We start from the raw sequence: 11,853 nt of genomic DNA, 5'->3' as shown, positions 1-11,853 counted from the left end.
TTATCACTGAACTGAATCATATCACTGGCCAGCTGCACAGCGTCAAGCGTAAATTGGTATTCACTAAAAAAATGACGGGAATCATTAAAATCAGCTATATGAATTGTTGTTTTGTTCTCTATAGTGAATGACAACAACCCGCACAACAGTTTGAGTAAGAGGAAACGGCAATGACAGCTTATCAAGACGATATCAGACACTTCGACAATGTATGTAAAAAGGCCGGTTCCGCCTGGAATGCGATCAGCCCTGAATATGCCGCGCGGATGAAACTGCAAAACCGCTTTAAAACCGGGCTGGATATTGCTCAGTATACTGCCGACATTATGCGCGCAGACATGGCTGCCTACGATGCTGATAGCAGTCAGTACACCCAGTCATTAGGTTGCTGGCATGGTTTTATTGGTCAGCAAAAACTGATCGCCATTAAGAAACATTTCGGTACTACCAAGAAAAAGTATCTGTATTTGTCGGGTTGGATGATTGCCGCACTGCGCTCTGAATTCGGGCCACTGCCGGATCAGTCGATGCACGAGAAAACCTCAGTACCGGCGCTGATTGAAGAGCTGTATACCTTTTTACGCCAGGCCGATGCCCGCGAACTGGGTGGCTTGTTCCGCCAGTTAGATGAGACGACCGATGCGGCAAAAAAAGCCGACATTCAGGCCAGAATTGATAACTTTGAAACTCATGTTGTGCCGATTATTGCTGATATTGACGCCGGTTTTGGTAATGCTGAAGCCACCTACTTACTGGCCAAGAAAATGATTGAAGCGGGTGCCTGTGCTATCCAGATTGAAAACCAGGTATCAGACGAGAAACAATGTGGTCACCAGGATGGTAAAGTCACCGTACCACATGCCGATTTTCTGGCAAAAATTAACGCCGTACGGTATGCCTTTTTAGAGCTGGGAATTGATAACGGTATTATCGTCGCCCGCACCGACTCGCTGGGCGCCGGTTTAACCAAGCAAATTGCTGTGACCAATGAGCCGGGCGATTTGGGCGATTTATACAACAGTTTCCTGGATGGTGATGTCATCAATGGCGCCGACGATATTGCCAACGGTGATGTTGTAGTAAAAGCCAACGGCAAACTGTTAAAGCCAAAACGCCTCGCCAGTGGTTTGTTTCAGTTTAAACAGGGCAGTGGGGTAGATCGGGTAGTGCTGGATTGTATTACTTCATTGCAGAACGGCGCTGATTTACTGTGGATTGAAACTGAAAAACCACATGTCGGCCAGATCGCAGAAATGGTTAACCGCATTCGTGAAGTGGTGCCTGATGCTAAACTGGTTTATAACAACAGCCCATCATTTAACTGGACCTTAAACTTCCGCCAGCAGGTGTTTGATGCCTGGCAGGCCGCCGGCAAGAATGTCTCCGCCTATGACAGGGCCAAGCTGATGAGTGCTGACTACGACAGTACTGAGCTGGCGCAGGAAGCGGATGAGCGTATCCGCACGTTCCAGGCTGATGCGGCGCGCGATGCTGGCATTTTCCACCATTTAATTACGCTGCCCACTTATCACACGGCTGCCTTGTCAACGGACAATCTGGCCAAAGAGTACTTTGGTGAAGCGGGTATGCTGGGCTATGTTGCCGGTGTCCAGCGTAAAGAGATCCGGGAGGGCATTGCCTGTGTCAAGCACCAGAATATGTCCGGTTCAGACATTGGTGATGATCATAAAGAGTATTTCTCCGGTGAAGCGGCGTTGAAAGCCGGTGGTAAACATAACACCATGAACCAGTTTTAAGCTTTTGAGCGGGCTTTAGCCTGATATAACAGTTTTGCTACGTGGTCAGTTGACCCCAGGCAGCCGTAAGGCTGCCTTTTTTACATCATTCTGAGCCCTAAGGCTGGCTTTTTTATTAAACTAAAGCGTTTTAGCATGCTATGTTGTGCAGCATTAATCAGTAGCTGAACCGGCAAAATTATCAGACGATGAGCAATACTTTCTTTTTTGGCGACTGGCAGGTAGAGCCTGCTGCTAATACCCTGCGCCGGGGAAAACAGCTACAGCAGCTTGAGCCTAAGGCCATGGATGTATTGCTGATACTATGCCGTCATCCGGGCGAGGTATTGAGCAGCGACGATATCGTCCGCCAGTGCTGGCCGGATACCGCGTTATACGGCGCCAAAGCAGAGGGCCGTGACTGCATTAATACCAGTAGTTAACACCGCATGGATCTGAGCAGGGTTTGCTTAAGCCCCTGATTTAAGGATCAGGGTCTCGCCGCCGAAGGTCAGAATATCACCGGCATTTACCTGCTTGCGTTTCTGGGTTTCCACAACGCCATTGACTGTGACCAAGCCCGCGTCCACGGCAGCTTTTGCTGCACCGCCATTGTCACACAGCCCTTCAAACTTTAAAATTTTATACAGTTCAACCGGTTGTTTAGTAAGAATAACATCGCGTTTGTTGCTCATATTAAGGGCCTTTTAGTCACTGCATTAAGCGGGGTCGCTTAAGCTTAAATGGGGTTTGCCAACCAGATAAGCGCGGCGAAATTCGCTGAAGTAATTGCTCAGCTTGCTGGCGGCGTCGTTTTCGCCTGCCATCGCCAGCACTGCTATAGCGACTTCAGCGGTGCAGAGCTGATGCAGATGGGCGGCTTCGCGCAGCGCATACCGTGACGCCTGTTCCGGTTGAATACCCAATACCGGCATCGTTGCCAGATAAGGGCTTTTAAACATTTTTTTTGCTTCACGCCAGGTGCCATCCAGCATCACAAATAAAGGAATTTTTCCTGCGGTAGCGTCGCTTAGCTGTTGAGGGTTTTGCAGGCAACGCTCTGGCGCGGCATATTGCTGCGGGAAGACCAGCACCGGTGTGTATCGCTCATCATTGAGCAATGCCAGCAACGCTGTTTCGGGCCGGGTGCGATCCCAGACAAAGGCATGGTTGTCAGCAATAACATCGCAGATCAGCCGACCGGTATTGCTGGGTTTATAACATTCGCCGGTATACATAATAAAACAAAAGGCGCAATGACCGCCTGGCGCCGGCCTGGCATCACAGATGCATTCACCAGCGGGTAACAGGCACTGTTCACAGCGGCGCACCTTACTGCCGCGGGCATTAAAAACCCGCTGCGATGTCGCCAACTGCGCTTTGCGCAGGGTCAGTACCGCATTGTGGTAAGGCACCTGTTTTTGCGTCATTGTAAAATCCGCCCACCATAAAAAAGCCGCTATTGTAGCGGCTTTTAATTATTACTGCGCGCAGATTCTGCGCTTTGGTATTAATTTGCAGCTGGTGCGGCGACATCATGAATGATTACCCGCCCTTTGATACGATCTTCGTACGGTTGCAGCATCGCCGTTACCCTGACAGCCTGATTAGCCCGGGCGAAGTCCATTAATTTTTTACCGTTGCAAACAATTTTCTCTACTGCATTCTGCTTGCTAATACGATATTCACGTAAAGTCCGGTATAAGGCGGGGCGGTCATCATCGGCGGTGTCGGTACATACCTGCACCAGCGCGTTGTACATGTAACGGTCTGAAGCAAACTGATACGTTGTTGCCGATACTGCCATGCTGGAACCAGCCAGCGTTACTGCAAGAAAAAGTGCTGTTTTCATCGTCCTGTCCTCTTTTTTGCTAATGGCGTTTGCCATAAGCTGATTCTGGCACCTTAAGATGGGTAATGCTGTTGCTTTGGGTTAAGCGGCAGCACAGATGTTATAAAGTGACCAGTTGACGTCTGACAGGGACAAGCGGGAGAATATCACCCGCTTGCCTTAGTGTTGTGTTAAGGCAGTTAACTGTGCAGCCCAGTTTAGTTTGTAACGTCTGGAACCATGCACACACTTACCGTTACTGAGTTCAAACTGATAATCATTGTTATAAGACTGCAGTTTATGGACATGATGCAAGTTCAGTAAGGTTGAACGATGCACCTGGACAAATTGCTCAGGCAGGCGCTGCAACAGATCTTTCATCGTTTCCCGGATCACCAGGGTTTCATTCAGCGTGTAGATACACATGTAGTTACCTGCTGCTTCAATCAGAAAAATCTCAATATCATCAAGTAGCAGAGTCGCGCCGCCGGTTTTAAAGGCCAGTTTACCGGCATTACCGGGCAAGGGGGGTTCCGGCTGCTTATCAAGCGCCGCTCTGACATCCAGTAATGATTGCGCCAGCCTTTGGCGCGATACCGGCTTTAGCAGATAATCAAAGGCGAAATGTTCAAAAGCAGCAAAAGCAAACTCCTCGTAGGCGGTAACCAGAATAAACAATGGTCGCGTCATGGCAGAGCCTTTACTGGTTTGCTGCAGAATATCAATACCTTTAACCCCCGGCATCTGGATATCCAGAAAGACCACATCAATATCTGGTGCAGATTGTAAAAACTGCAAGGTGTCATCGCCATTGTCAAAGCAGTGGACAATCTCAAGGTTGCTATAGACAGCCAGTTTTGCTTTCAGGTTGCTGATGGCCAGGGGTTCATCATCGGCAATAATCACTTTAAGTGGCTGGGTCATGCAGGGCCTCCGTTGCAATAGTTAGCTGGCTGTAAAAGCCTGTTGAGCTGTGACTGAGTGATAAGCTGGCCTGCTTACCAAATAATAGCGTAAGCCGTTCAGTCAGGTTTATCAGGTTGGCAGGGCGCTGAACGTCAGGCCAGCCGGCGCTATCATCGGCACCTTGCCGGGCCAGGGTAATTTGCAATTGTTTCGCGCAGTGGTGTACCCGGATAACCAGGCAAAGTGTGCCGGTCGTTTCTGCCACACTGTACTGAATCGCGTTTTCTGCCAGAGGTTGTAATAACAGTGGCGGAATGACCAAATCAGCTGGCAGCTCAGACAACTGCCAACTTAACTGTAATCTTTCGCCAAACCGCACCTGCTGAATAGTCATATAAGCGGTTAATGCTTCCAGTTCCTGCTGTAACGGAATAAATTCGTCCTGCTGATTCTTCAGGGCATGACGCAGATAGACACATAAATGCTGGATCAGTTGCTCTGCATCCCTGCCGTTGCGCTGCACAATATAGGCATTAAGCGCATTAAGGGTGTTAAACATAAAATGCGGGTTCAGCTGATAACGTAACACCTTAAGTCTGGCCTGACGTGCCTGCCTGGCCAGTTGGTCCTGTTTAACCAGGCCGGCAGCATGCAGCTGATTTGTTTTCAGTAGCATGAATATCGCCAGCCAGCCAGCCAGGGGCAATAGCACCAGATTAAATGCCAGCAAATACTTCAGACCAGAGCTGACATCTGACAGCATATCGCTGGCATAGGTCATTATCAGGTACTGCCTCAGCAACACCATCAACAGCCACCAGGGTAGTAACACCCGTAATAAACGCCCCAGCTGAACCAGGAAAGGGCGCCGCCCGGACAATTCATGCTGACCCAGGGCGCCGGTAACCAGGATGTTCAGCAGGGTTACCACTGAATATATCCAAAGGTAGGGCCAGGTTAACTCATCCTGCAGCGGCACCAGCACGCTAAGATGAATAAACTTGATGAGCAGATAACTCAGCCAGTACAGCAGATGCCAGTGCCAGAAACTGGCCAGGCGCTGATGCCCCGTGTTTGCAATTAACATGCACTCTGCCATGGTAAACAGATATTGACGACAAAACCCTGAGGGGTGGCACCGGTTTCCAGCCGGGCTTTATCACCAAAATGCTGTAATAACCGGTTGCGGATATTATCCAGCCCCACACCAGCACCGGCGCAATGAGCAGGTAATTGCGAACCCGGACCATCATCGCTGATCACCAGATGCAGGCTGTCCTGCTGCCGACAGCCACCTATAGTGATAGTGGCCCCCTGCGTTCGGGTTGCCACCGCATATTTTATGGCGTTTTCCACCAGGGGTTGTAATAGCAACGCCGGGATCCGCTGGCGTTTTAACTGTTCTTCAATTTGCCAGTTTACTTTTAGCTTGTCTCCAAAGCGGGTTTTCTGTAATTGCAGATAAGCATCAATGGCCGCCAGCTCATCTGCCAGCTGCACCAGGCTGTCGGGAGATTTACTCAGCGAATAACGTAAAAATGTTGCCAGTTGTTCTGACATTTTTTCTGCATCGTCAAAACGACTGGCTTCGAGTAATGCACAGACAGAGTTTAAGGCGTTAAAGGTAAAATGCGGATTAAGCTGCTGGCTTAGTGCCTGCAGTTCAAGCTGCTGTATTTTCTGGCTTAGTGCTGTTGTTTGAGCTAACCGTTTTAACTGCTGCTGATACAGTAGCAGGGTCAGATAGCAGGCCGTCCAGACAAAGAATGCCAACACTGAGGTGTCCAGATTGCCAATCAGCAGCCTGGCATCAACCACTTCTTTATCCCATAACAGTAACCAGAGCGCGTTTTCTGCCGGAATATAAACCAGAGCAACTAAGATTACGCCCAGGATTAACTGGACGTTGTTAAATGTCTGCTGGGCAAGCTGCTGATGACTCCGGATCACTATGATTGCGGTCAGCAACATGGCGACAAGCTCGCTGGCCAGCATCATCGGTATATAGTTCCAGTTGTAGGGCTTTTCTGAGATCACGGCAACCTGCCAGGATCCCAGCAGGCTTAATATCAAAATGGTTAACCAATAATACAGATTAAAACGCAGTAACTTGTCCCGACTGACTAGCAACATATCCGGCCCCGCAGGTTCAATTAAGCATGAGTATAAATGCCCCGGCTGATTTTGCCGGGAAGGTTGGATAAGCGGATGAAAATCCGGGGTGACAGCAGTGAAAATCTTCATAAAACTGCCATGTTGTGCCAGCAGACATCAGATATGCTGTTGATTAAACATGATGGTTATCAGATGAGGTTGGGTTGCAACAGCAGAATATGCTGCCTGAGCTTCAACAATTGCAGCAGCTAATCGACCGGGCACCGGATGGGCTTCGCACTGAAATTCTGGCGACGATACCCCATATGGACCAGCACTTGCCACTGTATGCTTTATCACTGGGCAACCCTGATCCAGCGTTGCCTGCAGTGGTACTGGTGGGCGGCGTGCATGGTCTTGAGCGGATTGGGACCCAGGTGGTGCTGGCTTACCTGCGCACGTTGCTGGAGCGACTTTGCTGGGACAATTGTTTACTGCACACTCTCGATCACTGCTGTATTTACTTTATTCCGCTGCTAAACCCTGCAGGTATGGCAAATGGTTGGCGTGCGAACGGCAACTGTGTTGATTTAATGCGAAATGCACCGGTTGATTGCGTCGAGGGGGCGGCCTGGCTGGTCGGCGGGCAGCGGCTTAGCCGCGCCATACCATGGCACCGGGGCCGGCCGGAGAAAATGGAGGCAGAAAGTCAGGCACTGGTCAGTTTTATCAGCCGGCAATTGTTTCAGCGGCCTTTCTCGTTGGTGCTGGATTGTCATTCTGGCTTTGGTCGTACTGACCGGATCTGGTTTCCCTATGCGAAAAGCGCGCAGCAGCCGATTTCGCATCTGGCTGAGATGTACCGTTTGCGTCAGTTGTTCATGCAGAGCTATCCACATCAGAATTACATTTTCGAACCTCAGTCACAACATTACCTTTGTCATGGTGATTTATGGGACTACCTGTACGAGCTGGCACTGGCCCAGCATACCACGATGTTGCCACTTACCCTTGAAATGGGCTCGTGGAACTGGGTGCGGAAAAATCCGTTCCAGTTGTTCTCCAGTCTTGGCATGTTTCATCCGGTAAAGCCGCACCGGGTGAAAAGAGTATTGCGCAGTCACCTGGTCCTGATTAACTTTCTGATTAATGCTTCCCTGTCATATCAAAACTGGTTACCGTTAATCAATCGCCAGCAACTGGAAAGTGCAGCCCTGAAGCTATGGTATCAGTGACAGATAACAAGGCGCCGATATTGCTAATACGGGGATTAACCCGTGAGCAGCGCCATTGGGGCCGCTTTAACCCCATGCTGGCTGACAGACTGGCCAAGCCGGTGTTGAGTTTCGACTTTGCCGGCACCGGCGAGCTTTATCAGCAACGCTCACCGGCCACGGTCAATGCGTTACGTCAAACAGTGCGCAACCAGCTGCTGGCATCACCGCTCTTTGCAGGCCGGGTGCATCTGGTTGCACTGTCATTAGGGGGCATGCTGGCGGCAGACTGGGCTCTCGCTCACCCTCTGGAGGTGGCATCGATTACGCTGATTAACAGCAGTGCCAGGCCTCTGGCGCCGTTTTACCGGCGGTTACACTGGCAAAATTATCCGGCGCTTGCCGGTTTAATATGGTTATCGGCCAGTAAACGGGAGCAGCGGATATTACAGCTGACCACCACCCAGGCCTATCAGGACCCGCACCTTGTCCGGCAGTGGCAAGCCTGGCAACAGCAAAGGCCCGTATCCGCAATGAATGCTTTGCGTCAGTTACTTGCTGCCAGCCGCTTTAAGTTGCAGACAAAGCCTGCCTGCCCGGCGCTGATCCTCAGCAGTCTTGGCGACAAGCTGGTTAGCCCGCAATGCTCGGTGGCGTTGGCCCATTATCTTCAGGCTACTCACTGCCAGCATAGCTGGGCCGGCCATGATATTGCGCTGGATGATCCCGTCTGGTTAGCTGAGCAAATCGCCGCATTCCTTGGCCGGTTATGTTAATCTGACACTTATTTTGTGCCGGAAAACTTTATGTCCATAGCCCGCCAGGCTTCTGAAATTACCCTGCCAGCTGATAATCGGGGCTGGAGTACTGTACTGCAGTTCTTATGCAGTCAGTTTCCATTTATCAGCGAGACAGTGTGGCGCGAGCGAATAGCCGATGGCAAAGTACACTGGTTTAACGGATCGCCAGTGACACCACTCACCCCCTTTATGCCGAGCAAAAGATTATGTTATTACCGTGAAGTGGCGACAGAGCCTGTTATTCCGTTGGCCCATAGTATTATTTTTCAGAACGAGCACATTATTGTCGCTGATAAGCCGCACTTTTTGCCGGTAACCCCGGGCGGAGATTTTGTTAACGAGTGTTTGCTGGCCCGCTTGCAACGTGACACCGGTATTACCGATATCGTGCCGGTGCACCGGCTGGATCGGGATACAGCCGGCCTGGTGCTTTTTTCAGTCAATCCACTCAGCCGGCCAGCATATTATCAGTTGTTCAGTCAGGGACTTATCCAAAAACATTACCAGGCGGTGGCGAGGTTGACAGCGGCAATGCTGCAGACAGATTTACCACAGCACTGGCATATTGAAAACCGGATTGAAAAAGCCAGCCCCCGCTTTATAAACCGCATTGTAACCGGAGAGGTGAATGCCGTTTCAGCTATCAGTCTGGTGGCGAAAAATCAGGACAAAGGCTTATTTCAGCTGACCCCGCACACCGGCAAAACACATCAGTTACGGTTGCATATGCTGAGTCTGGGTGCGCCAATCCTGTATGACAATTACTACCCGCAGTTAAAGCCAAAGCTGCCCCCCCAATTTGCCACGCCGCTGCAACTATTGGCAAAACAGCTGAGTTTTACCGATCCGTCCAGTAAACAATCGATGCAGTTTAGCAGTAAGCAGTTACTTACTGCCTGGCAAGATCAGTGCTGAAATCAGCGGCGCTGCTGGTGCTGCTGCAGTAATTTGTCCAGCTGATTGGCAAACGCCTGGCGGTCGCTCTGACTTAATGGTGGTGGCCCGCCGGTATGAACACCGCTACCGCGCAGTGTATCCATAAAGTCGCGCATCGTGAGTTTTTGTTTAATGGTGTCGCTGCTGTAAAGCTCGCCCCGCGGATTAAGTGCCCGGCCACCTTTTGCCAGCACGTCAGCTGCCAGCGGAATATCGGCTGTAATCACCAGATCGCCCGGTTGACAGCGGCGGACAATTTCATTATCGGCTTCATCAAAACCGTGCGCTACCTGCAGGCTGCTGAGAAACGGCGAGGGTGGTACTCTGATAAGCTGATTGGCAATCAGCACCGTGTTTATTTGTCGTTTTATCGCGGCGCGGAATAAAATATCTTTGATCACAACCGGACAGGCGTCTGCATCAACCCAGATTTTCATGGCGCTGCTCACTTAGGTTCTGAAGTTATCGTACATTAACGTTTGCTATCAGGCGTCAGCGGCAGCAGCAGCCTGAATTCGGTGCCTTTGCCCGGAGTAGTTTCCATTTCAATGCTGCCATGCAGTACCTGAGTAACCAGATTGTAGCACAGGTGCAGGCCCAGCCCCTTACTGTGACTGGCCCTGCGGGTAGTGACAAAGGGGTTAAACACGATATCCTGAATACTTTCATCAATCCCTTTGCCATTGTCAGCGACTTTTAGCAGCAACTGCTTAGCTTTGACCTGGACCTCAATAGTTATTTCACCCCTGTCAGCGGGTTCAAAAGCATGCAGCAATGCGTTTTCCAGCAAATGGCTTAATACGGTTGCCAGCGCACTTGCCCGCAATTGCAGGGTCAGATTATCCGGACACTGCAATATGATACTAACCGCCGCATTGGAGGGATTTATTCTGGCCACCAGATGTTGTAACCAGGGTTTAAGTTTAATCGTAACGTTATCGGTTGCCGCCTCATTGACGGCCAGCTGTTTAAACTGGGTAACCAGATCGGCTGCCCGTTGCAGGTTATAGTTAATCAGTTGCAGATGTTGTTCGCTGTCGGCGATAAACTGACTGAATGCTTTGCTGCTGAGCGTTTTAGCGTCGAAATGCTGCTTTAATTCAGCCAGTCTTCCGGCCAGTGCGCTGCTGGCGGTAATACTGACGCCAACAGGGGTATTAATTTCATGTGCTACTCCAGCCACGGTCTGACCCAGGGCCGCCATTTTTTCATTTTCCAGCAGGCTTTGCTGTGCCAGTTTAAGTTGCTGACTGCGCTCTTCTACCAGACGCGATAACTGTTTTGCCTGTAGCTGTGCAACCCGGGTTCGTACCTTAACCAGAAGATAAACGGCCATAATCAGACTGAGTACTAATAGTAACGCAAACCACCACTGCTGCCAGAATGCCGGCATGACCGTTAACGCTAAACCGGTTTGATGTTCGCTCCACTTACCGGCGCGGTTAGTGGCCTGGAGTTGTAAATTATACTTACCTGGCCACAGGTTGGTGTAACTGGCAATGCGCTGACTGGCATCAGAATACTGCCAGTCTTTATCAAACCCCTGTAACTGATAACGATACTGTAACTGGCCGGGCGCAGACAAATCCATAGCACTGAATTCAACACTGAAACTGCGCTCATCAGCCTGCAAAGTTACCGCTTGCTGATCGGGCACAATTTGCCTTGGCTTACCTTCTATCTTCAGCTCAGATAGCAATATGTGGGGTTGGTACTGCCACCGGCTGAATTTCTGTGGGTTAATCACCAGTAAGCCGCTACTGCCCCCAAATAATAATAAACCGTCACGGGTTTTATAATAAGCCCGATACCAGGGCGTACCAATGTCAACGCCGTCTGCCGGCGTAAGCGGGTAAAGCTGGCCACTGGCCGTGTGGAACAAAAACTTGGCTGTCCAGATATTACCCTGTTCATCTTCCAGTAAATTGGCACCAAAATCTTCGTTTAAGCTGCTGTTTGCAAAAGTCACTTTACTCAGCACAGCAGGGTGGGCAGCACTGTCAACTGCACCAGTGGTCTGGATTTGCCGTTGCAGATACTGTTGATAATCAAACTGATATAAACCGGCTGGCGTGTCCAGCCACAACCGGTTCTGGCTGTCATTTAACAAGCCCAGAATACTGGTTAAAGGTGCAGTGTTAATTGCTTTGAGAGTTGGCACCGCCTCTGCTGATGGCTCAATGACCAGCAGTCCGCTGCCACCGGTGCCCAGCCAGATATTACCATCCCTGTCTTCTGCTATCGACGTGATGTAATCCTGTAAAGGCTCGCCATTATTGCGCGTTATCCGGATAACGCGTTGCTGCTCGGGTTGCCACATTGCTACACCCGTGCTG

13 protein-coding genes are annotated in these 11,853 nt (G+C 50.4%); 5 read left to right on the top strand and 8 right to left on the bottom strand.

Annotated elements, in window-relative coordinates; all coding sequences use genetic code 11:
- The first annotated feature begins 170 nt into the window (after positions 1–170).
- Positions 171–1,757, top strand: a complete 1,587-nt coding sequence (locus tag R3177_RS08985; protein ID WP_318970699.1) for an isocitrate lyase — start codon at positions 171–173, stop codon at positions 1,755–1,757.
- Between the two features lie 188 nt (positions 1,758–1,945).
- The gene (locus R3177_RS08980; RefSeq protein WP_318970698.1) at positions 1,946–2,179 is read left to right on the top strand and encodes a winged helix-turn-helix domain-containing protein; all 234 of its coding nucleotides are present in this window, start codon (positions 1,946–1,948) and stop codon (positions 2,177–2,179) included.
- A gap of 27 nt (positions 2,180–2,206) precedes the next feature.
- On the opposite strand, the gene R3177_RS08975 is transcribed toward R3177_RS08980, so the two are convergent.
- From R3177_RS08975 to R3177_RS08950, 6 genes are all read right to left on the bottom strand, one after another.
- Complete coding sequence (locus tag R3177_RS08975; RefSeq protein WP_318970697.1) at positions 2,207–2,431, bottom strand: RNA-binding S4 domain-containing protein; 225 nt, start codon at positions 2,429–2,431, stop codon at positions 2,207–2,209.
- Between the two features lie 24 nt (positions 2,432–2,455).
- The gene (locus R3177_RS08970; RefSeq protein WP_318970696.1) at positions 2,456–3,166 is read right to left on the bottom strand and encodes a tRNA-uridine aminocarboxypropyltransferase; all 711 of its coding nucleotides are present in this window, start codon (positions 3,164–3,166) and stop codon (positions 2,456–2,458) included.
- Between the two features lie 80 nt (positions 3,167–3,246).
- Positions 3,247–3,588 (bottom strand): DUF3718 domain-containing protein, encoded by a 342-nt coding sequence (locus tag R3177_RS08965; RefSeq protein WP_318970695.1) that lies wholly within the window; start codon positions 3,586–3,588, stop codon positions 3,247–3,249.
- A gap of 159 nt (positions 3,589–3,747) precedes the next feature.
- The gene (locus R3177_RS08960; RefSeq protein ID WP_318970694.1) at positions 3,748–4,491 is read right to left on the bottom strand and encodes a LytTR family DNA-binding domain-containing protein; all 744 of its coding nucleotides are present in this window, start codon (positions 4,489–4,491) and stop codon (positions 3,748–3,750) included.
- The gene (locus tag R3177_RS08955; RefSeq protein WP_318970693.1) at positions 4,475–5,560 is read right to left on the bottom strand and encodes a sensor histidine kinase; all 1,086 of its coding nucleotides are present in this window, start codon (positions 5,558–5,560) and stop codon (positions 4,475–4,477) included. Before R3177_RS08955 ends, R3177_RS08960 begins: the two co-directional genes overlap by 17 nt.
- Positions 5,554–6,717 carry a sensor histidine kinase gene (locus tag R3177_RS08950; RefSeq protein ID WP_318970692.1) on the bottom strand — a complete coding sequence of 388 codons (1,164 nt, stop codon included), beginning with the start codon at positions 6,715–6,717 and terminating at the stop codon, positions 5,554–5,556. The genes R3177_RS08955 and R3177_RS08950 overlap by 7 nt, the downstream gene beginning before the upstream one ends.
- A 74-nt stretch (positions 6,718–6,791) precedes the next feature.
- Between R3177_RS08950 and R3177_RS08945 the strand changes: the two genes are divergently transcribed.
- From R3177_RS08945 to R3177_RS08935, 3 genes are read left to right on the top strand one after another with little or no spacing between them, the layout of a single operon-like run.
- On the top strand, positions 6,792–7,802 hold the full coding sequence (locus R3177_RS08945) for a M14 family zinc carboxypeptidase (RefSeq protein ID WP_318970691.1): 1,011 nt from the start codon (positions 6,792–6,794) through the stop codon (positions 7,800–7,802).
- A gap of 20 nt (positions 7,803–7,822) precedes the next feature.
- Positions 7,823–8,557, top strand: a complete 735-nt coding sequence (locus R3177_RS08940) for an alpha/beta hydrolase (protein ID WP_318970690.1) — start codon at positions 7,823–7,825, stop codon at positions 8,555–8,557.
- A 30-nt stretch (positions 8,558–8,587) separates the two neighbouring features.
- On the top strand, positions 8,588–9,496 hold the full coding sequence (locus R3177_RS08935; protein WP_318970689.1) for a pseudouridine synthase: 909 nt from the start codon (positions 8,588–8,590) through the stop codon (positions 9,494–9,496).
- A gap of 2 nt (positions 9,497–9,498) precedes the next feature.
- Here R3177_RS08935 and R3177_RS08930 read toward each other — a convergent pair whose 3' ends face one another.
- Entirely contained in the window at positions 9,499–9,954 is a 456-nt protein-coding gene (locus R3177_RS08930) for a YaiI/YqxD family protein (protein ID WP_318970688.1), read from the bottom strand.
- A 35-nt stretch (positions 9,955–9,989) separates the two neighbouring features.
- Positions 9,990–11,853 (bottom strand): ATP-binding protein (locus R3177_RS08925; RefSeq protein WP_318970687.1); only part of this gene is annotated, 1,864 nt, incomplete at its 5' end.

Origin of the sequence: Arsukibacterium sp. (genome assembly GCF_033722355.1) — a bacterium.
Lineage (GTDB): Bacteria > Pseudomonadota > Gammaproteobacteria > Enterobacterales > Alteromonadaceae > Alishewanella.
The sequence above is the reverse complement of the archived record's forward strand: the minus strand, read 5'-3'. Positions and strand labels throughout refer to the sequence as shown.